The organism is Chitinophaga sp. MM2321 (assembly GCF_964033635.1).
Taxonomy (GTDB): Bacteria; Bacteroidota; Bacteroidia; order Chitinophagales; family Chitinophagaceae; genus Chitinophaga.
On the sequence record NZ_OZ035533.1, the window covers coordinates 2,754,844 to 2,780,241 of the forward strand.

Annotated in this window: 15 protein-coding genes; 3 read left to right on the top strand and 12 right to left on the bottom strand. The window is 46.6% G+C overall.

The genetic code is table 11. The annotated features are described in order from the left end of the window. Positions 1-98 precede the first annotated feature (98 nt). A complete protein-coding gene (locus ABQ275_RS10815) occupies positions 99-9,938 on the bottom strand; it encodes a gliding motility-associated C-terminal domain-containing protein (RefSeq protein ID WP_349318315.1) in 9,840 nt (3,279 codons plus the stop codon). Positions 9,939-10,399: 461 nt separating this feature from the next. On the opposite strand from ABQ275_RS10815, the gene ABQ275_RS10820 reads away from it, so the two are divergent. Together ABQ275_RS10820 and ABQ275_RS10825 are read left to right on the top strand one after the other, a co-directional pair. Then, the gene (locus ABQ275_RS10820) at positions 10,400-11,296 is read left to right on the top strand and encodes a LysR family transcriptional regulator (protein WP_349318316.1); all 897 of its coding nucleotides are present in this window, start codon (positions 10,400-10,402) and stop codon (positions 11,294-11,296) included. 77 nt (positions 11,297-11,373) lie between these two features. Then, complete coding sequence (locus ABQ275_RS10825; protein WP_349318317.1) at positions 11,374-11,646, top strand: hypothetical protein; 273 nt, start codon at positions 11,374-11,376, stop codon at positions 11,644-11,646. 77 nt (positions 11,647-11,723) lie between these two features. Here ABQ275_RS10825 and ABQ275_RS10830 read toward each other — a convergent pair whose 3' ends face one another. The 7 genes from ABQ275_RS10830 to ABQ275_RS10860 form a co-directional block, all read right to left on the bottom strand. Then, positions 11,724-12,629 carry a sugar phosphate isomerase/epimerase family protein gene (locus tag ABQ275_RS10830; RefSeq protein WP_349318318.1) on the bottom strand — a complete coding sequence of 302 codons (906 nt, stop codon included), beginning with the start codon at positions 12,627-12,629 and terminating at the stop codon, positions 11,724-11,726. A 22-nt stretch (positions 12,630-12,651) separates the two neighbouring features. Continuing rightward, positions 12,652-13,464: an SDR family oxidoreductase gene (locus ABQ275_RS10835; protein ID WP_349318319.1), complete on the bottom strand. Its 813-nt coding sequence runs from the start codon at positions 13,462-13,464 to the stop codon at positions 12,652-12,654. 2 nt (positions 13,465-13,466) lie between these two features. Next, positions 13,467-14,492 (bottom strand): zinc-binding dehydrogenase, encoded by a 1,026-nt coding sequence (locus ABQ275_RS10840; protein WP_349318320.1) that lies wholly within the window; start codon positions 14,490-14,492, stop codon positions 13,467-13,469. A gap of 29 nt (positions 14,493-14,521) precedes the next feature. Further along, complete coding sequence (locus tag ABQ275_RS10845; protein ID WP_349318321.1) at positions 14,522-15,229, bottom strand: orotidine 5'-phosphate decarboxylase / HUMPS family protein; 708 nt, start codon at positions 15,227-15,229, stop codon at positions 14,522-14,524. Between the two features lie 26 nt (positions 15,230-15,255). Then, complete coding sequence (locus ABQ275_RS10850) at positions 15,256-15,912, bottom strand: DUF1080 domain-containing protein (protein ID WP_349318322.1); 657 nt, start codon at positions 15,910-15,912, stop codon at positions 15,256-15,258. 31 nt (positions 15,913-15,943) lie between these two features. Continuing rightward, on the bottom strand, positions 15,944-17,410 hold the full coding sequence (locus tag ABQ275_RS10855) for a Gfo/Idh/MocA family oxidoreductase (RefSeq protein ID WP_349318323.1): 1,467 nt from the start codon (positions 17,408-17,410) through the stop codon (positions 15,944-15,946). Positions 17,411-17,842: 432 nt separating this feature from the next. Next, complete coding sequence (locus ABQ275_RS10860; protein WP_349318324.1) at positions 17,843-18,817, bottom strand: DUF1080 domain-containing protein; 975 nt, start codon at positions 18,815-18,817, stop codon at positions 17,843-17,845. A gap of 285 nt (positions 18,818-19,102) precedes the next feature. Here ABQ275_RS10860 and ABQ275_RS10865 point away from each other — a divergent pair, with 285 nt between their 5' ends. After that, positions 19,103-20,701: an alpha-amylase family glycosyl hydrolase gene (locus ABQ275_RS10865; protein ID WP_349318325.1), complete on the top strand. Its 1,599-nt coding sequence runs from the start codon at positions 19,103-19,105 to the stop codon at positions 20,699-20,701. Positions 20,702-20,834: 133 nt separating this feature from the next. Here the strand turns inward: ABQ275_RS10865 and ABQ275_RS10870 are convergent, their stop codons facing one another. From ABQ275_RS10870 to ABQ275_RS10885, 4 genes are read right to left on the bottom strand one after another with little or no spacing between them, the layout of a single operon-like run. Beyond that, positions 20,835-21,692, bottom strand: a complete 858-nt coding sequence (locus tag ABQ275_RS10870) for a sugar phosphate isomerase/epimerase (protein ID WP_349318326.1) — start codon at positions 21,690-21,692, stop codon at positions 20,835-20,837. A 45-nt stretch (positions 21,693-21,737) separates the two neighbouring features. Beyond that, positions 21,738-22,307, bottom strand: a complete 570-nt coding sequence (locus ABQ275_RS10875) for a gluconate 2-dehydrogenase subunit 3 family protein (RefSeq protein WP_349318327.1) — start codon at positions 22,305-22,307, stop codon at positions 21,738-21,740. 11 nt (positions 22,308-22,318) lie between these two features. Next, the gene (locus ABQ275_RS10880) at positions 22,319-23,998 is read right to left on the bottom strand and encodes a GMC family oxidoreductase (RefSeq protein WP_349318328.1); all 1,680 of its coding nucleotides are present in this window, start codon (positions 23,996-23,998) and stop codon (positions 22,319-22,321) included. Positions 23,999-24,011: 13 nt separating this feature from the next. Next, the gene (locus tag ABQ275_RS10885; protein ID WP_349318329.1) at positions 24,012-25,391 is read right to left on the bottom strand and encodes an MFS transporter; all 1,380 of its coding nucleotides are present in this window, start codon (positions 25,389-25,391) and stop codon (positions 24,012-24,014) included. Between the last annotated feature and the right edge of the window lie 7 nt (positions 25,392-25,398).

Genomic DNA, 25,398 nt, shown 5'->3' on the forward strand with positions numbered 1-25,398 from the left:
TCTTTTTTGTTATTACAAGAGCTGAAAGTATTTTCTGGATACCGTTTTCCTGTTGAGATAACAGGAAAACGGCAGACATCTGTTGATTGAATCATGTGTTAACGTATCAGCATGATATAACCGTTGTGGGTACGCCATTTACCGGTTGCATCCTGCAACTTCAATGTGTAGTAATAGGTACCGGCGTTCAATCCATGGCCATCCCAGTCATTCTGATAGTTTCTGCTTTCATATACTTTATTACCCCACCGGTTAAAGATGATGATGCTGTTTTGTTGGAATTGCAGCAACCCTTTGATCACGAACTTGTCGGAGAAGCCATCGCCATTTGGTGTGATTACATTTGGTATTTCAAGATCATCAGGCGTTACTGTAATCGTTACTGTTGCCACATTGCTCCAGTTACCCAATGCATCTTTTACCCTGTAGCTGAATGAATCCGTTCCTTTATATCCGGGATCAGGTGTATAAATGATCGTACCATCCGCATTCACTTTGATAGTGCCATGTCTGGGTTGATCTGTTATTTCCACGCTGCCGGGGTCCAGCGGACTTCCGCCTTGTCCGGGGACGTCATTATCGAGCAACGTTATGATGACTTCTTTGCTTCCTTTACTATCAATGTTATCATTCGATGCAACCGGTGGAGTTACCGGTGGTACAGGCGTAATAGGCGGTGTTACACAAGCCGGACAAGCAGGATCAGTATCCGGTGTCGAACTGGTGACGGCAACTGCATTGCTCAGGTTACCAGTAAAGCCTACCGGTGTTTGCACCTTCACTTCGTAACTCACGACCGCGCCATTTGGTAACGTGGCAATGGTTTCATTGACGTTACCGGTACCACTTGCATTGGGTAGTGTAACCGTGCCCGTAGTAACGCTGGCTGTCCAGGTGCTGATGGTAGTACCTGTTGGCGCCACATCCACGATGTTCACATTCTTCGCATCACTTGGACCGTTGTTGGTAATTGTGATGATGTAAGCCACTTCATCACCAGGTACAAAGCTTGTTTGTGCCAGGTCTTTCAGTGTTTTAACGGTTACCAGGTCTGCGTTAATGGTAGATGTAATAGGTGGTGTAACACAGACTGGACATCCCGGATCAGGGTCAGCTGTTGGGCTGGTGACAGCCACCGCATTACTCAGTGTACCTGTGAAATTCGCTGGTGTTTTCACATTCACTTCGTAACTCACGACTGCGCCATTTGGTAACGTGGCAATGGTTTCATTGACGTTACCGGTGCCGCTTGTATTGGATAGTGTAACCGCGCCCGTTGTTACGCTGGCAGTCCAGGTGCTGATAGTGGTACCTGTTGGCGCCACATCCACGATGTTCACATTCTTCGCATCACTTGGACCGTTGTTGGTAATAGTGATGATGTAAGCCACTTCATCACCAGGCGCAAAGCTGGTTTGCGCCGGATCTTTCAGTGTTTTAACGGTTACCAGGTCTGCGTTAATGGTAGATGAGATAGGTGGTGTAACACAGGCTGGACATCCCGGATCAGGGTCAGCTGTTGAGCTGGTGACAGCCACCGCATTACTCAGCGTACCTGTGAAATTCGTTGGTGTTTTCACGTTCACTTCATAACTCACGACTGCGCCATTTGGCAGTGTGGTGATGGTTTCATTGACGTTACCGGTGCCGCTTGTATTGGATAGCGTAACCGTGCCCGTAGTAACGCTGGCTGTCCAGGTGCTGATGGTAGTACCTGTTGGCGCCACATCCACGATGTTCACATTCTTCGCATCACTTGGACCGTTGTTGGTAATTGCGATGATGTAAGCCACTTCATCACCAGGCGCAAAGCTAGTTTGCGCCGGATCTTTCAGTGTTTTAACGGTTATCAGGTCTGCGTTAATGGTAGATGTAATAGGTGGTGTAACACAGGCTGGACAACCCGGATCAGGGTCAGCTGTTGGGCTGGTGACAGCCACCGCATTACTCAGTGTACCTGTGAAATTCGTTGGTGTTTTCACGTTCACTTCATAACTCACGACCGCGCCATTTGGCAGTGTGGCAATCGTTTCATTTACATTACCAGTACCGCTTGCATTAGGCAGTGTAACCGTGCCCGTTGTAACGCTGGCCGTCCAGGTGCTGATGGTAGTACCTGTTGGCGCCACATCCGCGATGTTCACATCCTTCGCATCGCTTGGACCGTTGTTGGTAATTGTGATGATGTAAGCCACTTCATCACCAGGTGCAAAGCTGGTTTGCGCAGGATCTTTCAGTGTTTTGACTATTAAGAGATCTGCTTTAGCAGCAGGCGTAATAGGTGGCGTGGTACAAGCCGGGCAGGTTGGTGTTGGATCCGGTGTTGGGCCGGTTACTGCCACCACATTGACCAGGTTGCCTGTAAAGTTTGCTGGTGTTTTCACGTTCACCTCATAACTCACGACCGCGCCATTTGGCAGTGTGGTGATGGTTTCATTTACGTTACCCGTACCACTTGCATTTGGCAGTGTAACCGTGCCCGTTGTAACGCTGGCAGTCCAGGTGCTGATGGTGGTACCGATTGGCGCCACATCCGCGATATTGACATTCTTCGCATCACTCGGGCCGTTGTTAGTAACGGTGATCGTATAAGTTACTTCGTCGCCGGGTGCAAAAGTGGTTTGCGCCGGGTTTTTCAGTGCTTTAACTATTAAGAGGTCTGCTTTAGCAGCAGGCGTAATAGGTGGCGTAGTACAAGCCGGGCAGGTTGGCGTTGGATCCGGTGTTGGGCCGGTTACTGCCACAGCGTTGCTCAGATTACCCGTAAAATTCGCTGGTGTTTTTACATTTACCTCATATGTTACGACCGCGCCATCCGGCAATGTGACAATGGTTTCATTTACGTTACCCGTACCGCTTGCACTGGGCAGTGTAACCGTTCCCGTAGTAACGGCGGCAGTCCAGGTGCTGATAGTGATACCGGTTGGCGCCACATCCGCAATGTTGACATTCTTCGCATCACTCGGACCGTTGTTAGTAACGGTGATGGTATACGTTACTTCTTCACCGGGTACAAAGCTGGTTTGCGCCGGGTCTTTCAGTGCTTTGACTATTAAGAGGTCTGCTTTAGCAGCAGGCGTAATAGGTGGCGTGGTACAAGCCGGGCAGGTTGGTGTTGGATCCGGTGTTGGACTCGTGACTGCTACCGTGTTACTTAATGAACCGCTGAAGTCAGCTGGTGTTTTCACATTCACTTCATAACTCACGACCGCGCCGTTTGGCAATGTGACAATGGTTTCATTTACGTTACCCGTACCGCTTGCATTCGGCAGTGTAACCGTTCCCGTAGTAACGCTGGCTGTCCAGGTGCTGATAGTGGTACCGGTTGGCGCCACATCTGCAATGTTGACATTCTTCGCATCACTTGGGCCGTTGTTCGTCACCGTGATTGTATAAGTTACTTCATCACCGGGTGCAAAAGTGGTCTGCGCCGGGTCTTTCAGTGCTTTGACTATTAAGAGATCTGCTTTAGCTGCAGGTGTAATAGGTGGCGTTGTACAAGCCGGGCAGGTTGGCGTTGGATCCGGTGTTGGGCCGGTAACTGCCACCACATTGACCAGGTTGCCTGTAAAATTTGCCGGTGTTTTCACATTTACCTCATAACTCACGACCGCGCCGTTTGGCAATGTGGCGATGGTTTGGTTTATATTACCTGTACCATTTGCATTAGGTAGTGTAACCGTTCCCGTAGTAACGCTGGCTATCCAGGTGCTGATAGTGGTACCAGTTGGCGCCACATCCGCAATATTGACATTCTTCGCATCGCTCGGGCCGTTGTTAGTAACGGTGATCGTATAAGTTACTTCGTCGCCGGGTGCAAAAGTGGTCTGCGCCGGATCTTTCAGTGCTTTAACTATTAAGAGATCTGCTTTAGCTGCAGGCGTAATAGGTGGCGTGGTACAAGCCGGGCAGGTTGGCGTTGGATCTGGTGTAGGACTGGTAACTGCCACCACATTGCTCAGGTTACCCGTAAAGCTAGCCGGTGTTTTCACGTTCACTTCATAACTCACCACCGCGCCATTTGGTAACGTGGCGATGGTTTCATTTACGTTACCCGTACCGCTTGCATTCGGCAGTGTAACCGTTCCCGTAGTAACGCTGGCTGTCCAGCTGCTGATGGTGGTACCGGTTGGCGCCACATCTGCAATGTTGACATTTTTCGCATCACTTGGGCCGTTGTTAGTAACGGTGATCGTATAAGTTACTTCATCCCCGGGTGCAAAAGTAGTTTGCGCCGGGTCTTTCAGTGCTTTAACTATTAAGAGATCTGCTTTAGCAGCAGGCGTAATAGGTGGCGTAGTACAAGCCGGGCAGGTAGGCGTTGGATCCGGTGTTGGACCGGTAACCGCCACCGTGTTGCTCAGATTACCCGTAAAATTCGCCGGTGTTTTCACGTTCACTTCATAACTCACTACTGCACCGTTTGGCAGTGTGGCGATGGTTTCATTTACGTTACCGGTGCCGCTTGCATTGGGCAGTGTAACCGTACCCGTTGTAACGCTGGCCGTCCAGGTGCTGATGGTAGTACCTGTGGGCGCTACATCTGCAATGTTGACATTCTTCGCATCACTTGGGCCGTTGTTAGTAACGGTGATGATATAAGTTACTTCATCGCCGGGTGCAAAAGTGGTTTGCGCCGGGTCTTTCAGTGTTTTGACTATTAAGAGATCTGCTTTAGCGGCAGGCGTGATAGGTGGCGTAGTACAAGCCGGGCAGGTGGGCGTTGGATCCGGTGTTGGACCGGTAACCGCCACCGTGTTGCTCAGATTACCCGTAAAATTCGCCGGTGTTTTCACGTTCACTTCATAACTCACTACTGCACCGTTTGGTAATGTGACAATGGTTTCATTTACGTTACCGGTGCCGCTTGCATTTGGCAGTGTAACCGTGCCCGTTGTAACGCTGGCTGTCCAGGTGCTGATGGTAGTACCGGTTGGCGCCACATCTGCAATGTTCACATTCTTCGCATCACTTGGGCCGTTGTTAGTAACGTTGATGATATAAGTTACTTCATCGCCAGGTGCAAAAGTGGTTTGCGCCGGGTCTTTCAGTGCTTTAACAATTAACAGGTCTGCTTTAGCGGCAGGCGTAATAGGTGGCGTAGTACAAGCCGGGCAGGTGGGCGTTGGATCCGGTGTTGGACCAGTTACCGCCACAGCGTTACTCAGATTACCCGTAAAATTCGCTGGTGTTTTTACGTTCACTTCATAACTCACTACTGCGCCATCCGGCAGTGTGACGATAGTTTCATTTACATTACCCGTGCCGCTTGCATTGGGCAGTGTAACCGTACCCGTAGTAACGCTGGCTGTCCAGGTGCTGATAGTGGTACCGGTTGGCGCCACATCCACAATGTTCACATTCTTCGCATCACTTGGGCCGTTGTTAGTAACGGTAATTGTATATGTTACTTCGTCGCCGGGTGCATAAGTAGTTTGTGCAGCGTCTTTGGTTGACTTCACCGTTACAATATCTGCGGCTAATGTATAAGTCAACACCATATCACTATAAGCAGAACAAGTAGCTGTGGTCACTGTCCAGCGGAATATTGCAGTCGTATTTGGATTTAAAGTTACTGTGGCATTGGGATCATTTACATCAGAAACGGCAACAGCAGGCGTACCTGAAACGACGCTCCATTTCCCTGTAGATCCTGCAGTAACCGGTGTTGCTTCCAGGCTGAATACCCCACTGTTATATTGGGTGATATCCGCCCCAACAAATGCATCCGGTGTAGGAAGAATAGTCAGGTTGACCGGTGTTCTTGATGTACTGGTACATACACCATTATCTGTTTCTGCATAGTAAGTTACCGTTCCTACAGTATTTAAGATTGGCGCAGCTACTATATTCCCTCCAACAGCTGCATCATACCAAACAACACTGCCAACAGGAACAGTCGCTGTAGCTGTTAAGGTCTGTATCGGGCTCGCTTCACACTCCTGCTGATTACCACCGCTTGCAGGTGCAGCAGGGCTTTGATTGATAGTGATGGTAAATGATTCTTCATCAGCGCAGCTGCCTGATGTAGCAGGTATAAAACTATAGTTGGCTGTAAAACCGGTAAGATTCCAATTCTTAACAGTTCCCTGGCTGGTTTCTACCGCGATAAAAACAGCAATATTACCTGCCGTCACATCAGCCACTGAAACAACACCTGATACTGTGAGTGGTACTATACCTCCTGCCGCGAAACCAGCAGGAAGGAATGACTCGTATAATTTCTGTTTGGTCGTTTTATTGACAATACTAATACGACCGGAATAACCAGATGCCACTCCCGGTCCCTGATTGGTAAATGTAACACCGCAAGTAATAGCGACATTGGTACCAAAACAGTTGGTCATACTACCTATCGATACATCACCGGATGCTACTAAATAAACCTGGGATCCTGTTGGTGTTCCCGGATTATTATATAGTATTTGTTGTGGTGCAGTTCCCTGCCAGAATGCAGGATTAACAGATGCAGGATAGAGATGATGCGCACCATCTATCGTTGCATTTATATCTGCACTTGTCAGGTTTGTTGTTGGCTTAACGGTCAGCGCGCCGGCACAATTGGTTTTGGCCGCTGATTTATCAAACATGTACCATGTTGTTGTACCAATAGCAGAGATGATGTCACCTGCATTATACTTTGTTCCGCCTCCGTTGGTTGCGGTATAGTAAGCTTCGGTTCCTGTCAGGTTAGTTCCGGTGATCGCTGGTAATGTATAGGTGTCACAGGCTGTCTGATTTGCCAGAGGATCAATAACCGGTACACTGTTGATACTTAATACCACCGGTGTTCTGGTAGTGCTTACACAGGTAGCATTACTTTCTTCCGCAAAATAAACGACTGTTCCAACGGCCTGTAAGGTGGGGCTGGCCACCACATTTCCATCAATCGGGGCATCATACCAGGTGAGGGTATTAACGCCGGAAGCAGTGGCAGTTGCTGTTAATGTTTGTATCGGATCTATTTCACAAGCTTCCTGGTTACCACCACTGACGGGTGCAGCTGGTACCACCGGCGCCACATTGATAGTGGCCGCTATAGGGATATTGGTACAGCCAGCAGCTGTTCTTACTATCAAAGAATAGGGACCTGCCGGCAATGCTGTAAACAGGTTTTCATTTACATAATTGGCGCCGCCATCTATTGAATAGGTAGCTCCTGCATGTAATGGCAGTTCGATGGTTCCTGTTTGTACTTCACAGGTAGGCTGTGTAACAACCGGCGCCAGTACTTCAGGACTAACATTAATAATCACTACTCTTTCAAGACTGGTACAATTTGTTATGCTGTTACGGACGGTTACGTTGTAAGTATTGGGTGCCAGCGAGCCGAACTCCGGAGACACCTGGTAATTTGTACCATCTATCGAGTACGTAAAATCAGGTCCCAGTGGAGATAATACAGTAATACTACCGGTACCACCAGCGCAAACCGGTTGCCCTACACTTACTACCGGACGATCTATCAATATTACTTCTACTGGTGTGATGGTGCTGCAGCCTGTAGTTGTATTGGTTCCTTTAATATAATAGGTGCCGGATCCCGCAATGGCAGCCGGGTTGGTCAATACAGTAGTTCCTGCTGCATTCGTAAAATAAGCTAATGTTAACCCGGCTTCACTGCCTTGCGTTACCGCAGGTAGTGTTAAATCAATGGTTGCAGGCACACAAACCGGATCAGGCGCGACCAGCACCAATACCGGCATGGGTTTGATTGTTAAGGTGACGGCAGTTCTGGATGAGCTGACACAGGTCCCGGTACTCGTTTCCGCATAATATGTTACCGTACCTGCCGCATTCAATGTTGGTGCAGTAACCACAGTACCGCCTACTGGCGCATCGTACCATACAACGCTATAACCACCTGCAACAGTGGCGGTGGCTGTCAGCGTTTGTACAGGAGCCGTTTCACAAACCTCCTGGTCTCCACCGGATACCGGTGGGGACGGGGTAACGGTAACGGCTGTATTATATTTAATGTTATTACAGGCTTCTACTGCAGTACCATTCAGACACTCTATATGAGGATCTGTAGGCAGCATCCCCGGGTTGGGATTGGTGGCATCCGGATCCGTGACATCATTGGGGCGCATAATACTTGCTTCCATATCAATAGTGGAACAGAGCAATGCCGCACTAACGGTACCGGTTACACTGAAAGTAACCACACAGCCATCAGGCAGATCCAGTAATGCGGTATAGTCGCCGGATGCATCTATAGCAGGACTGTTCACCGTTCCGCAGGATGTAACATAAGTTACGTCTGCAACACCGGAAATGGTAAACCCGGTAGGCACCTTCACCTTAAAAGGGGCACCCGTTACATCACTGGGTCCATTGTTCCTGACAGGAATATTATAGGTAATAGTTTGTCCTATTTCCAGTTTTGTAATGGGTAAAGACGGCGTTATGCCCACCACTTCCAGATCAGCTTCTTTTACGGTAATAGCTGTATTCTGACTGACCAGATCACCCTGGATATATGTCCAGGTATCCATTGTTTTGACATCCCCAAAACTATTAGACCATTTATGTCCATTAGCATTGCTGGAAATCCCACTGCCATCATTCCCGTTATACATGGGAGAAGGGGCGCCGGCAACACTCGGGAAATTGGTATCATCCCAATAAACAATATCGCTTTTGGGTGTTCCGTCATCGTTCAGCTGTTCTATGATAATCCCTCTTGTGTTTTGCTCCACATCAATAAAGGGGAAATGTACCTCGGCCCCCTGTAACAGCACTTTTACCGTAATTATACCATTACCGGTTGCCATCAGATTATTACTACCATCTTTCCCATCCCAGAATAAAGTATTGCTGCCGGCAACTGCAGATCCGGTTATTTCCCGGGTTACGAAACCTCCCGTACCTTCAATTTTAATCCGGAAATTCCCGGCCATATTCGCATTAAACTTAATGATCGCCCCTTTATTACTAACCTGCCCGGCAGTGCCTTCCACTCCGTCAATCGCAATCCCATCTACTGCAGGAATTATTTTCGGCACTTTAAGCCATGTACTGTCACCATCTGCCCGCTTTGCCTTTACAGGCATTAACGGATCGGGAATGGTATAAAAGATCTTGTGGGTGATACTAAAAGTACCGTCAGCCTCTCTCGGATCTTTTGTTTTGAGATTATTTATTTCCGGAACACCCATATAAGAGGGTAAGGCAGTATCTCCGGTCCCGATGGTTAATCCTTTATTGTTGACAAAAAAGGAGAACCCGAGTCCGTACTGGCCATTATTATCTACTCTATATGTATACCCATCGTTTGTTTGCACATACACTTTACCATAAAACCCTGCATTACCAATATACATGTTCAGCATGGTGGCATACACCCTGCCCGGCACCAGTTTATTGGCAGCACTTACCACAGATGCGTCCCAGGCCCTGATAGCACTGGTGGAAGTAACCTGTCCTGTCCAGGCGGCATTAGCCCCCCCGCCAACACCGGCAGAACTAATGCTGGCCGGATTCCCGGAAGGCATAAAACTAACCTTCCATAATCCTTCCTGCCCCGCACCCACCAATTGGGTAAAAGGCGTATATCCCATCGTAACGGTATCTACATTCGGTCCGGCTAATTCCTGGGCACGGTCTGCAATCCGCCCAACAACAAGATCTCCCGGTGTGGACTCGTATACGGTACCATCCGGGGCTGTAAGGATTATTTTCCCTATACCAACACCCTGTGCACTGGATGCCAGCGCAATCGTTTCACCCGGTTTCGCATATACATAATGGATTCCTAAAGTGAAAAAAGGCCAGCCGACCGTAGTGCTGTTCGATGAACTCATTAAAAAAGCCCTGAACCCTGCTACCCCGGCCGGATATAGATCCTTTGAGCCGTCAGCATAACCGGGCAGGTAATTTAACAGGGATACAATCAGCAGGAATAGGGAAAGTAATAACTGGCGCTTATGTTTCATAATGATGAGATGTAATGCAATAAATAAACTGGGTGACGGGACACGGTTACGGCAACAAGGACCTGCCGGAACTCACAATGACTAATCCGGTAACATTTATATTAATTCTTATCAACCATGACAAATGGATTGGAAAAAGGGATAAATAAGTGGTATTTCCCGATACATCATACATGTAAAAGAGATGACCGGAGCGGGTAACCTGGTAGTAAAATGGTATTCCATCATAGGAGGACAATCGTTATTATGGTTAATTGTATACTACGGCGTATATAAATTATAGCGTACTGAAGCCATAAATGTATAGGTTTATCAATTCTATGCTTGTAGTAGCAATTCTATAGCACTGTAGTAATACTACTACACTTTTAAAATGGAATAATATCGTAACTGCATAAAGGTCAGCTGCATTGCCGCTTTCACAGCTTTTTTTTCCTTACTTTGTCAGGAAATGAGCTACTATGTTATCAAACCGTCACCTGATTTTTATGGAAGTGGCCAGTTACAAAAGTTTCTCTAAGGCCAGCGAGGCATTATATATCTCACAACCGGCTGTCAGCATACATATCAAAGGGCTGGAAGAGCAGTACCAGACTAAATTATTTGAACGGAAAGGACTGCATATAGAACTAACAGAAGCAGGTCAATTGTTATACAAGCGGTTATTAACCGTACGACAGATACAGCAGGAAACAGAATTCGAAATTTCTGTGTTGCAAAATACACAGCAGGCAATGGGTGATCTTAAGCTGGGCGCCAGTACTACGGCAGCGTTGTATATACTGCCAAGGGTTATGTCCGCATTCAACCGCGAATACCAGCATGTAAATATTTCCTTACTCAACAGGAATAGCGAAATAGTGCAGGAAGCTCTTTTAAATATGGAGATAAATATTGGTGTCACGGAGAAAAAAGGTAAGCTGACCAACATCACTTACCAACACTTTCTGAAAGATCAGATAGTAGCTGTATGCAGCCCTAATAATCCCCTGACAAAGAAAACAAAACTGCCGCTGAAAGAAATCCTGCGTACTCCCATCGCTATCCGGGAAAGAGGAAGCGGCACGCTGGAAGCAATCAAAACAGGATTGCAAAAATGCAGGATCGGCCTGGATGATCTCAACATAAAAGTACGGCTGGGTGGTACGGAAGCATTAAAAAACTTCCTGGTTGAATCTGATTGTGTGGGGTTTCTATCTACGCGGTCTATCACAAAAGAGCTACAGTCCGGTGAGCTTACCTTGTTACAGTTTGACGGATTGCGGATAGAAAGAAGCTTTTATTTTATCCAGCGAAAAGGTGAAATGAGTGAACTGAATAAACGTTTTATTAAAATGGCCCGGACCATTTATAATTAATACTTATAGTTTATAACATTTCAGTATAGCAATATTTATAAGCTTAGGTATACATTTACTCCCTAAAGTACGCTTATATGAACATGCTTTTTTATTACGAACAACTGTGCAATACTGCAGCAGAAAGGATGAAGATGCTGGCTGATATATCTACCAACCGCGGAACCTATCTCCTCCGCCAACTAAGAGAATATACGTCTTCTTCATTGATCACCACTGTGGATGTGGATACCCTGACAAAGAAAATGTTTACATCCCTGGGCTCCATTTTATGCCCGGAAGCAGCGGCAGAATACGCCGGAGCCGGCAAATTACTGGAAATGGACCTGGGAACAGATGTAGAGAAATGATATAAATTTAAAATAGCTATGATTTAATCTCACAACCGGGGATTAAATCATAGCTATTTTAAATCTTAGTTTTCTTTTCAGCTCTTTACAGAAGCGGCTACCGGCCAGTGCTGCTGCAGTTTACGACGAAGAAAGGCAACACTGCGTTCCAACTGGTCCATACCATCTACACCATCTTCAATACTGATCCAGCTATCGAATCCTACCCGTTTCAATTCGGTAAAAATAGCATCATAATCGTTGAGCCCTTTGCCGATTTCGCCATGACTGAGCCGTTTGGCATATCCAACTGCGCCCCCTTCTTCCTGGCGAAGATCTTCAATAGTACCTTCTTTAAGATAACGGTCACTCGCGTGCATGGTTACTACTCTGTTGGATACACGTTTAAGCAATTCCAGCGGTTCCTCTCCGGCCAGGAAAGTATTGCTTGGGTCATAATTCACACCGAAGTTAGGATGATGGATCATGTCTACCAATTGACAAAAAATATCCATCTTTTGTGCGAATTCCGGGTATTCCCAAAAGTCATCTTTATAATGATTTTCGATAATCAGTGTAATACCCCTTTCTGCTGCATATGGAATACAGGATTCGATACAGTCTGCCGCCAGTTTCAATCCTTCCTGGATTTCAAGCTCCGGCCTACGCTGACCTGAAAGCACCCGGCAGTAACTACCTCCCAGGGTATGGGTCATATCTATCCAGTTTTTTTGTTTGTTGATTTCCTGTTCACGGAATTTTTTATCCGGATGTGTAAAGTCAGGAGAACAACACATCATCGGGATGGTTTTTCCCTGATCTTCTACTTGTTTTCTAAAGATGGGCCAATTTGCTTTATCAGACATTTCCAGAAATCCTGCATACCACTCCAGCCCTTCAACATCCAGTTTAGTGGCCAGACCAATCCATTCAGATACTTTCATACTTCCATCCTTGCACAAGGCGTGCATGAAGGCTTTTGGGAAAACAGCGAGTTTCGGCATAAAATTAAGTTGCTTTAATTAGTTATGATTTTTTTTGAGCAGATGCAGGAAGCGTTGTTCCATCTTTTGGAGGATTGCGGCCAATTAATGGGTGTTGTTCCAACTCAACAACCTGTCCGCTGATAGGGCCACTTTCATCTGCCAGCCAGTATATGGCCGCAGCAGCCACCTCTTCAGGCCGGAGTATGCGGCCCGCAGGCGCATATACCGCAGGAATCTGTTTATACCAGTCGTCGGCAAGCCCTTGTCCACGTTTGATATCCACTTCCTTTTCGGTAAGCACCCAACCTACGTTGATCTGGTTAACGCGGACGCCCATCTCCCGGTGGAGTGTGTCTCCCAGGTTACGGCTCAGGGTCATGAGCGCCCCCTTCGAAACACTATAGGCAAGCAGATTAGGTTCTCCGCTCCAGGCATTTACGGATCCGATATTCAACACATTTCCGTGCGTACTGCTCAAATGAGGCAGTGCCGCCTGGATAAGGGCGAAAGCCGCCAGCAGATTAACTTCCAGGACATTCCGGAAAAACGGAAGCGTCGTTGTATGCACATCAGACGATACGATCATCGCTGCATTATTCACCACAGCATCCAGGCGGCCAAACTTTTTTATGGCTATGTCCACCAGTCGTTGTGGCGCACCTTCAATTGTAATGTCTTCAATATGCAATGCAGATTTGTCCTCACCCAATTCCTTTACGATTGCTTCGCCCCGGGCAACATCCCGGCCGTGAATAACAACACGTGCGCCTTCTGCGACGCAACGTGTTGCAATGGCTTTACCAATACCGGTACAGCTTCCTGTTATTATAATGACTTTATCTTTTAGCCGCATAACTATATGGGTTTAAGAATACTCTTTACTACTTCTCCTTTGTGCATTTTTTCAAAAGCGGTATGCCAATCGCTGAGCGGCCATATGCCGCCTATGATAGGTTTTACATCCAACCGGCCGGTGGCCAGTAATGAAATAACACGTTCCCATACAGGCCAGTTATGACTGAAACTTCCCTGAAGGGTCACATTCTTTTGTACCAGCGGATCAATGGAGAATCCAAGTGGTTGCGGGCCCCATCCTACTTTCAGGATATGGCCATTGGGACGTACCAGGTCCATCGCAATTCTGAGGGTGGCACTGGATCCCGCGGCATCTATGATGCAGTCGGCGCCAAGTCCGTCGCGTGATTTCGCCCAGTCTGATGCATTGCCGATGATGGCTTCACAACCATATTGCTCTGCAATACTTAAACGGCCACGATCTGCTTCAAGACCTACCACGGCTACTTCTGCGCCGCAAAGACGCGCTACAGCTGCGCAAAGGATACCAATGGTTCCTGGTCCCAATACAATCACCCGGTCACCCGGTTTCAGGTGTGCATTATTCACCACTGCATTGTAAGCAACACAGCAGGGTTCTGTTAAACACGCATGTTCAAAAGGAAGCTCGTCTGGAATGCGGTGCAGACAACGGGCAGGCGTTGACACATAACGTGTCATGGCACCATTTACACCATATCCAAAACCTTTGCGGGTGGGATCAAGATTATAAAGACCTGTTCTTGACATGGGGTTATCCGGATCAATGATGGCGGCTGTTTCACTCACCACCCTATCACCTTCTTTCCAGCCCTTCACCCGGCTGCCGGTGGCAACGATGCGGCCTGAAAACTCATGACCCAATACCACCGGATAATTTACTACCCAACTATGACCATTGGTCCATTGATGGATGTCGCTGCCACATACGCCTACATAGGCAACTTCCAGCAAAACATCTTCTTCACCGATTTCCGGTCTTGCTATATCACGGATCTCTACCGCTCCTTCCTGGGGAGCGTAGTTTACCACAGCAGCTGATTTCATTATTCTATCTGTTTAAATAAATATGAATGCTATTTTTTTCCTACTGCCACATCTCCATATGCGTGGATCTTTTCGCAGATCAACCGCAGCGATGCTTCCAGGTCACCACTGGCTGTTTTGAAGGCATCGGCATCAATGGTTAGTGGTGCACCCAGCACCACCAAAGGCGCCCCGAATTCCGGGCAACGGATTGCCTGTTCCAGGGAGAGCCCTCCCACTGCCTGCACGGGAATATTCACCGCAGCCACTACTTCTTTCAGCTGGTCCAACGGATTAGGCATTCTTTTGCCCTGTGCTGCAATACCTCTGCGTTCATCATAACCGATATGATGAATCACATAATCACATCCCAGTTCTTCCAGCCGCTTTGCGCCGGCCACCATATCCGGGCTACCCAGGTTATCGCCCATTACTTTTACGCCGAAATCACGACCTGCATTCACTACACAGCGGATCGTTTCTTCATGTGCCCGCACCATCACCACTACATGTGTGGCACCGGCTTTGCCCATCATCTCTACTTCGAGATAACCGCCATCCATGGTTTTGAGATCTGCTACAATAGGAATACCGGGAAAAGCTTCCCTTAATTTCCGTACGCCATGTAAGCCTTCTGCCAGGATCAGCGGGGTACCCGCTTCCAGCCAGTCAACACCCGCGCGTATCGCCATTGCGGCCGTTTCCAGGGCTTCATCTATGTTTGTTAAATCCAGTGATATCTGTACTATTGGTTTCATATATTTTTTATAATAAGCATCGTTTCTTAATCCCGGAGCATTTTTACTTTTAAATCCTTAAAGAGTACTTTACTCTTTGGATCATGACCCTGCAGTGCAAAAGTGCCGCTGGAAATCAACCGGCCGGGGTGACCTTCCGGCGCGGTGGCATTGGCTGGTTCTGTGTATTCCAGTACTGTTTTATCATTTATTTTAATGGTTACCTTTTTACCCTCTACACGGATATATTCGGTAAACCATACATTATCATCTACATATTTCTCTTTAATGTCCTTGATATCATACAGGCTGCCGGTTCTTTTCCAGTCTTTATGTGAGTTGTTTACCTGTACTTCAAAACCTTTGTCCGGAAAACGTACCTGCTGGAATTCCGTGTGGAAATAGATCCCGGAATTTGAGCCGGGCATCGTCATCACCTGTGCCTGGAATTCAAAGTTTTTGAAGTTGTGGTTGCCTACATCGCCTTCATAAAAAAGATGCGCTCTCGGACCATTCACCACGATGGCGCCATCTGCTACGGAAAAGGTGCTGGCATTCTCACCGGCCTTCCATCCGTTGAGAGATTTACCATCGAACAGGGAGATCCAGCCATCGCCGGAACCGGCTGCACCGGCTTTTTTTGCCGTGTTACAGCCCATCATCAATCCGATGGCTAACAGGAATAGCAATACGTTATATCTCATCTTAAATTGCTTCAGATTATGTAATAAAAAATCAACCGATACTACCCCAACCTTTTCTGTATTCTCTTTTCACATACTGATTGGCGGCATCATAATTGGTGACACGCATATTCTGATGATCCCACAGCAACTTCGTATTGGCGCCAGGATAATCATTTCCTTTTCCTGATTTTCTCGGTACCGGGATATCCGCTACACGGATGGCTAAATTCGCCATTAAGATAGCTTCTGTCAACGGACCTGCCAGTTCAAAAGGAGAACTCAGTTCCATATTACCATATCCGGCAATAGCACCTTCCACCCACTGGGCGTAATGGCCTTCTGCACTACCAGGAACACGGGCAAATGTTTGTTTAACATGCACTTCATCCATGCGTGACAGTGGCAACAGGCGCGGGTTGGCAGCATATTCACTGGCCATCATCTTGCCTTTGGTACCCACAAACAGGATCCCGCTGTTACCATCTCCAAACATTTCATTCGGACCCAGTTCTTCCGGACGTTCCGGTTTGATACCGCCATCCATCCAATGCATGGTTACAGGTCCCTGTGTTTTATTTGTTTTGGGGAAAGTTAAAGTGGCATGACTGGCCGGAGGACAGCTATCCGGGAAGAATCCTCTTTCGCCGAAGGCGGTAAACACACTGCTTACACTCGCCTGTACATCCGATGCATATTTTAAATTCAGTACGCTGAAAGGTGCTTCCATCAGGTGACAACCCAGATCGCCGAGAGCGCCGGTACCATAATCCCACCAACCGCGCCAGCTACCTGGAATCAGGTTATCTACATAGTTTTTTTGTGGTGCAGTACCCAGCCAAAGATCCCAGTCGAGTCCCTTTGGCACCGGTGGTGTTTCCTTGGACCAGGGAATACCCTGTGGCCACACCGGCCGGTTTGTAAAGATATACACCGTGTGTACGTCACCGATAATACCAGCGTTGTACCATTCACGCATTTGTCTTACCCCATCTCCGGAAGAGCCCTGGTTACCCATTTGTGTAACCACTTTATATTTTTTAGCGGCCTCGGTCAATTTCCTGGCTTCCCAGATATCATGGGTCATCGGTTTTTGTACATACACATGTTTGCCCAGTTGCATGGCGCCCATGGCAATAATGGCATGACTATGATCGGGTGTGGATACAGAAACAGCATCAAAGCTTTTTGATTCTTTCTCAAAAAGTTCGCGCCAGTCTTTATAGTATTTAGCTTTAGGAAATCTTTCTCTTGAAGTAGTAGCTGCACGGTCATCTACATCACATAAGAAACCAATGTTGGCTTTCCCGCTGGCATTAAAATTAAAAAGATCAGATCTTCCTTTGCCGCCTGCGCCTACCCCTGCAATAACAAGCTTGTCACTCGGTGCCAGGAAGCCTTTGCCGCCCAGTACGTGACGGGGGATGATGGTAAATCCCGCAGCTGCAAGTGCCGAGTTTTTAATGAAATTCCGTCTTGAACTGGATGCATTACCTTGATTCGACAAATTTTTGTCCATGTCTTTAATTTTTGGTTAATTAAGAACGATAATTAATTGTCATCAGTTTGATTGCAGACAATATTGCGCCAGCAGATCAATCCAACAGGTATATTTTGTATGTATGTGGAAGTAGTTTTTCAAAAGCCAAAGAATGCGTAAATAGGCTCATCGCGAAAGAATGTTTGTTTTTTTTATTCGTGATAATGAAACAAATATCCAAATTATTAAACGCCGATATTATACTATATTGGCATCTTTGTATCAAATGTTAACTATAGCTCTGCCAGGTAAGAAATACGGCTGTACAAGGGGTAGATTTTGTGGGATAAAGGGGGGCTTTGTTCGGGCAATAACAACTACTATGCACCAAAAAATAAAATCCGGAAGCATCCCCTTTTATACAATATAAAAGACAACACTTCCGGATGTTGATATATCTGCCGGCAAATTTTATTTTGCAGGGGTAATAATAATTTTCCTGAATTCAATAGGACCATGATCTCCCTGGAAGTAGATAGGACCAGGTTCACCTTCGTTACTATCCAGTGCTCCGCCCGTGATACCTGGGATTTCCTGGTTGCAGATGATGGTTTTACCATTGGCAACAACGGTTATCATGCGGCCTACCAGCGTGATATCATACGTTTGCCACTGGCCGGGACCTAAAAGCGCCATTTCGCTGGGCACCAAAAAGCCATATATGCCGCCAAACAGGTGGCTGTTAGGATGATCTGTTTTCGGATTGTCGATGATCTGCGTTTCATAACGACCTCTCAGATAAACCCCGCTATTGCTGCCTTCCTTATATCGGAACTGTACATGCAGTTTAAAATCAGTAAAGGTCTTTTCAGAGATCAGGTTAGCGCCGGAATGAGGACTGGTCAGGACTCCGTCTTTAACGATCCATTGGTTTTTTGCTCCGACAGCTTTCCAGCCGGTCAGGTCTTTACCATTGAATAACTGGATAGGCTTACCCCAAGCTGGTGCTGAAGTTCTTTTGAGATCTGGCGCCTGTACACCCGTAAAGGAGAAGGTTTGACCACCACTGGTTTGGATAGTACCATTGATGCCGGCAGCTGTCAGGGTTCCTTCCAGCACCAGGTCGCGGTTTTCCGACTCCCACTGTGGCGGGATCGCAAAACTGAACTTGCCCTTATCAAAGTTGACTTTAGATATCGGACGGGCGCTTCCGCCGGTACTCACAAAACGGCCCACCAGTGTATGAAAGCCGGAAAGTTCCACTTCCAGCCAGGAGGGCTTCTCCGTTCCGTTTTCATTAACCTTAATATCCCAACGCCCAATCAGGGAGCCGCCGTCAACGGTGCCAACCTGAACAGGCGCCACCTGCGCCATTACACCGGATGGAGTGGCCAGTCCCAGGGCCATACAACACACGAAACCAGCAATGATACTTTTTCTATTCATAATTATATTTGTTGAAGAAGGTATAAAGATAAATTTATTTGGTTTGTTTTCACAACCCTGTACCCGACTAATATCATCCCGGAATCAACCACATCAATGTATAAAAAAATAATATATCAAATCTTCTCTCATAAAACATCATCATCAAAAATCTTCCGTAAGCTAATATATCCCACTTAAAAGCCAATTTATTCATGCTGATCACCACGCTACTGGCGTACTTTGTACTAAATTTAAAAGTACGTTCAGCAGGTACTGCTGATACGCTGATTTCAAACCACTATTATGATAAAACGGACCAGCAGGCTTGCGGCAATTTCGGTATCACTTGTTTTAGCCTTACAGGCTTGTAATACCAATACAACACCCGCAACAGAAAAGAAAGACAACAACAGCGAGGTAATCTACCACGTTTTTCAACGGAGCTTTTACGACAGCAATGGCGATCAGCACGGAGATCTCAATGGATTACATGAAAAGCTGGATTACCTACAGGAATTGGGTGTTACATCCATACTGATGGTACCCTTGTATGAATCGGTATATTATCACAACTATTTCGCCAGCGATTTCAAAAAGATAGATCCCCGCCTTGGTACCATGGATGATTATCTTAAACTGGTGAAAGATATCCATCAACGTGGTATGAAGATCTATATGGATATGGAAACGCAGTATGTAACAGAAGATCATCCGTGGTATAAAGATTCTTACAATAATCCGTCATCACAGTACAGCGATTACCTTTTGTACCAGGATGCCGCACATACCAAACCATCTACGATCGTTATGGACCTGACGGGCTTAAAAGGGTATGACGGCGTTACACGCAGGATCACCACCGTAAACCTGCGCAGCAAAAACGTACTGGAATACAACTACGAATTATTCAAATACTGGACGGACCCCAACGAAGATGGCAAATTTGACGATGGTGTGGATGGCTTCCGCCTGGATCATATGATGGACGACCTGGATAACAAACCGGAATTAAAAGGCTTGTTCAAGGATTTCTGGACGCCCCTCATCACGCGGCTGAAAGCAGTAAATCCAAAGCTGAACTTTGTAGCAGAACAGTCTGAATGGGGATCATATGCCTTTGACTTTTTATCCGAAGGAAATGTAGACCGTGTATTTGGTTTCCGGCTGGCCTTTGCAATCCGTAATTTTAATAAAAAAGAAATTAATGCGATGGCAGATACTGTGCTGACCCTTACACCAGATAATAAGCAACAGGTAGTATTTATTGAAAACCATGATATGCCAAGGTTTGCCACGGTAGTTAAAGGCAACAAGGCAAAGGAAAAAACCGGCGCCGCGTTGAACTTACTGATAGGCGGTGTACCTGCTATCTATTACGGACAGGAACTTGGCATGACCGGCACCCCGGGTAAATATGGCATGACCGATGCCAATGAAATACCACTAAGGGAAGCCTTTGAATGGTACAAGGCAGACATCGGGAAAGGAATGGCGTTATGGTATAAGAACAGTGGCCCGTGGTGGGATAACAGGAATAATAAACCGGATGATGGCATCTCCCTGGAAGAACAAAAAGATGATCCTAATTCCCTGTGGAATTATTATAAAACATTGACTCATTTAAGAAGAAGCAACGATGCGATTGGTGAAGGTAAATACCAGACGCTGAAAAACGATAACGACAGCGTTGTTTCCTTCCTTCGTTATACAAATGATAAAGCCGTTGTGGTAGCGGTGAACCTGTCTGACAGCGCACAACATGCGGTAATTAACACGGCCGGTGCTAAGGTGCAGATAACGGGTAAAGCATTGACCAATATTCTTGGTAACGCCGCAGCAGAGGTAAGTGCAGATAATATCACCATTACACTGCCGGCCAATAGCGCACAGGTTTTTGAATAAGAAACAGCTCTGAAAAATTTAGGGATTTTTTGATTTACGAATTTAGGGATTTGAAATGTAGCGGAGATCTAACTGATAATCTCCGCTACATTTCAAATCCCTAAATTCGTAAATCAAAAAATCCCTAAATTCTTTACTTTAATAGTTCCTTGCTCAGGTAAGCCGCGCTGGCAGCAATACTTTTGTACGGGTCCATTTTAAAATTTTCCTGTTCTACAAAAGCATAATCAAGACCCGCCAATCCGGCGCTGGCAAAGATCTTCTTAAAATCTATCCTGCCTGTTCCTATTTCGGTATTCAGTTTCAGATCTGTTTTATCCATATCCTTCACATGCCATAAGGCAAAACGACCCGGATGTTTTTTAAATAACGCTACAGGATCGGCTCCTCCTCTCACAATCCAATAGATATCCATTTCCATTTTAACCAGCCTGGCATCCGTTTCTTTTAAGAGAATATCATAGCCTGTTTGTCCGCCGAAATCTTTAAATTCAAAATCATGGTTATGATAGGCCATTTGCAGATTCGCCTGCTGCGTGATCTCCCCTGCCTCATTTAATTTATGTGCAAGGAATTTATAGTCATCTGCGTTCTGCCGCCATTCTTCAAACAACCAGGGCATCACGATATATTTCTGGCCAACCGTTACTGCTGCCTCCACAAATCGTTTCAGATCTTCAAAATCACCTTTCAGATCTATGCCGTATAACCCGCTGGGAGATTGGAGGTTGTTGGCAGTCAGCACTGCCCGGAAAGCTTTTGCATCCAGGCCCCAGAATTTATTGGCATCCGTATAACCGGAGGTTTCCACCAGTTTATATCCCGCAGCAGCTACTTTCTGCATACCACCTTTTACATCTTTACCAAGATCACCTAAAGTATATAACTGGATACCTGTTTGTTTATGAAAGGAAAAAGCGGCGGAAGGGGCCAGCATCAGACCTGTGCCCAATACACCTGCCCGTTGTATAAAAGTGCGCCTGTTCATCATGTATAAAATTTTAGAGAGAAGATGAATGTTGTTTTATCTGCCTTGTCAATTTAACGCCCATGCGCGGTCGCCTTTTTTATAAGGGATGCAGGCATCAAATTTACCGGGCACCAATACATATCTCAAAGCTTTGGTGCTGCCCACTTCAGAGGTGAAATAGCCCAGCAAGGTTAGTTCTTTATACATCCTGAAATAGTGTGCGGGATCTGTCGCCTTTTTCTCAGCGGTATATTTTTTCTGTGCTGCATCCAATGCGATCAGCAAGGCCGTACGTTCCGCGGGTGTACTGTCCATAAATTTTTTGCCATGCTTTTTACGGCTTTCATCTTCCAGTTTTTCCAATCCCGCTACAAACAATTCCTGGTCTTTGGGTTCATAACAATCCCTTATCATGATGTGCATGAAAGCCGCTACATCCGCCGCTTTAGCGCCTGGTGTAGCGGTGGTGGGAAGTATGGTATCCCCTATCTCATTTAACAGCATTAACTGCTCCTGGTTCAATAGTTCATTTGTCTTTTTGCCGGATGGTTTACAACCGCTCAGAAAAGCATTAGCACCAATAACGGTACCTCCCAATAATATGGCCACTCTGGCAATGGCTTCTCTTCTATCCATGATACTTCGTTTTACAGGTTGCCTTTTTTCAGCTCATTAAACGCATAATCCGCCGCTCTTGCGGTAAGTGCCATATAAGTTAGAGATGGATTCTGACAAGCAGATGAAACCATGGCGGCGCCGTCGGTAACAAATACATTGGGAGCATCCCATACCTGGTTATGCCCGTTCAGTACAGATGTTTTAGGATCACGGCCCATGCGGGCAGTACCCATTTCATGGATAGCAGAACCAAAGTTATAACCCGGTTCAAAAGAGGCCACTCCTTTCAGTTTGGCTACTTCCAACATTTCCACGGCATCATTGACCATATCCTTGCGCATTTTTTTCTCATTCTCTTTTATCTCTGCATCAATGGCCAGTATAGGTAATCCCCATTTATCCTTTTTTGTTTTATCCAGGAATGCCCTGTTATCGTGATATGGTAAGGTTTCACCAAAAGCGGCCATACCGAATACCCATTTACCGGGTTCGGACAAGGCATCTTTAAAATCGCCACCGATATTCATTTCAGCGATATCCCGGCTCCAGCCTTCGCGGCTGGCCAGTCCCTGGTAACCAAAGCCGCGTATATAATCCCGCTTGTCATTTCCTACATTCCGGTACCTGGGGATATAGATACCATTGGGCCTGCGGCCGAAATAATACTTATCATCATAGCCTTCTATCATGCCATAAGCGCCTGCGCGGTAATGATGATCCATCAGGTTATGGCCCAATTCCCCGCTGCTGCTGCCCAGACCGTCGGGCCATACATCTGTGGCTGAATTCATCAGCACCCACGCACTGTTTAACGTAGATGCACATACGAATATCACTTTTGCATGGTATTCATAGGTTTGATTCGTGTGGGCATCAATAATTTCCACACCGGTAGCTTTCTTTGTATCCTTATTGTATAAAATACGGGTAACAATAGCATCGGGTCGCAGAGTTAAATTACCGGTTGCCCTGGCCGCCGGTAAGGTACTGGACTGTGTGCTGAAGTAAGCGCCGTAAGGGCACCCCATGGAGCATTTGTTGCGGTACTGGCATTTGGTGCGCCCTGTAACGGCTTCCGACAGGTTAGCCGTACGACCGATAATAAAATTTCTTTTGCCTTTATAATAGCTGTTGATATGATCGGCTACATGTTTTTCGCCGCAGTTCATTTCCATAGGTGGCAGATACTGTCCGTCCGGTAACTGCGGAATGCCATCCCTGGCGCCGCTGATGCCGGCAAATTTCTCCACATGATCATACCACGGCGCTAAATCTTTATAGCGGATCGGCCAGTCAACTGCAATCCCATCTTTTAGATTGGCTTCAAAATCGAGGTCACTGAGCCGGTAGCTCTGACGGCCCCATATCAAAGAGCGGCCACCTACCTGGTAACCCCGCCACCAGTCGAAACGTTTTATTTCCGTGTAGGGACTCTCCTTTTCATTGACCCAGTACTCCAGGTTGGTTTCATTGAGGAACATATCACGCGCCAGCACGGGGTAATCCTTCTCCATTTCTTTGGTGCGGCCGCCGCGATGCGGGTATTCCCAGGGCGCTTTCATGGCGTTTACATAGTCTTTCACATGTTCCACATTACGCCCGCGTTCCAGCATGATGGTTTTCAGCCCTTTTTCTGTCAGCTCTTTAGCAGCCCATCCGCCACTGATACCGGAGCCTATCACAATTGCATCATATGTATTTTCAGCCATTGGGTAATAATTTTTATAATGATTGCGTCGGTGCAATTACCGCCGCTTCAGGAGCGACCTCACTTTTATTCTTCTCCCTGATAAATATAACAGACAAGGCACCGCAAAGCATAAAGATGCCCGCCAATACCAGTGCATAAATAGCCTGGTTATGAAACATATTTTTGATGAGCATGCCACCAAAAAATCCGATCACCATTTGTGGCAGTGTGATAAAGAAATTGAAGATGCCCATGTATACACCCATTTTTTTTGCCGGAATAGCCGTGGATAAAATAGCATACGGCATTGCCAGAATGCTTCCCCACGCCAGCCCTACGCCTATCATGGAAATGATCAGCAAACGGGGATCATCAATAAAATAAATAGATAACAAGCCCACGCCGCCGGCCACCAAAGAAATAGCATGCGCCACTTTTTTGCTGGTGAGCCTGGCTATGGCAGGCAGGAAAAGGGCATACACTGCCGCCACCGTATTATAGATACCGAATAATATACCGACCCAGTTACCGGCATCCGCATACTTTACGGAAACGGTATCTCCCGGTGCTAATTTATATACATGTTCTACCACAGCGGGTGTCATGTAGATCCACATGGCAAATAACCCGAACCAGGAAAAAAACTGCACCAGTCCTAACTGCGCCATGGTATGGGGCATTTTCCCAAAGTCGGTGAATATGGATAATACGCCCTTTCTTTCAGGGATATTTTTTTCTGCCGGATGAAATGCAGCACGTTCCTGCGGCGTATACTCCTTCGTGGTAACAACGGTCCACAACAACGTAAGCAACATCAATACCGCACCTGCATAAAACGAGTAAAGCACGTTATCGGGTATCTCTCCCTGCGGTGCTGTTTTGGCAATACCAAAATAGTTGGCCAGTAAATAAGGAAATAAAGAACCTAAAATAGCACCGATACTGATTAAAAAAGTTTGTATTGAGAATCCTTTACTATACTGACTTTCCGGTAAATTATCTGCTATCAGTGCACGGAATGGCTCCATGGCAATATTAAAAGAAGCATCCATGAGCATGAGCATACCGGCGCCGATTAATACCGGTGGTAATAGCACCGCAAATACGGAAGAATTGGGCATCAATATCAAAGAGAGGGCCGCTAAAAATGCGCCGAACAAAAAGAAGGGCCTGCGTCTGCCCAGCCATGTCCAGGTGCGGTCACTGTAATATCCTATCAACGGCTGTATGATCATCCCTGTGATGGGCGCTGCCAGCCAGAATAACGGCAGGTGTTCCACTTCAGCGCCAAAGGTTTGCAGTATACGGGAAGCATTTCCCGTTTGCAGGGCGAAGCCAAACTGTATGCCTAAAAAGCCCAGGCTCATATTCCAAATCCGGATCGTCGATAAAGCAGGCTTTTTAACTATCATTTAAAAA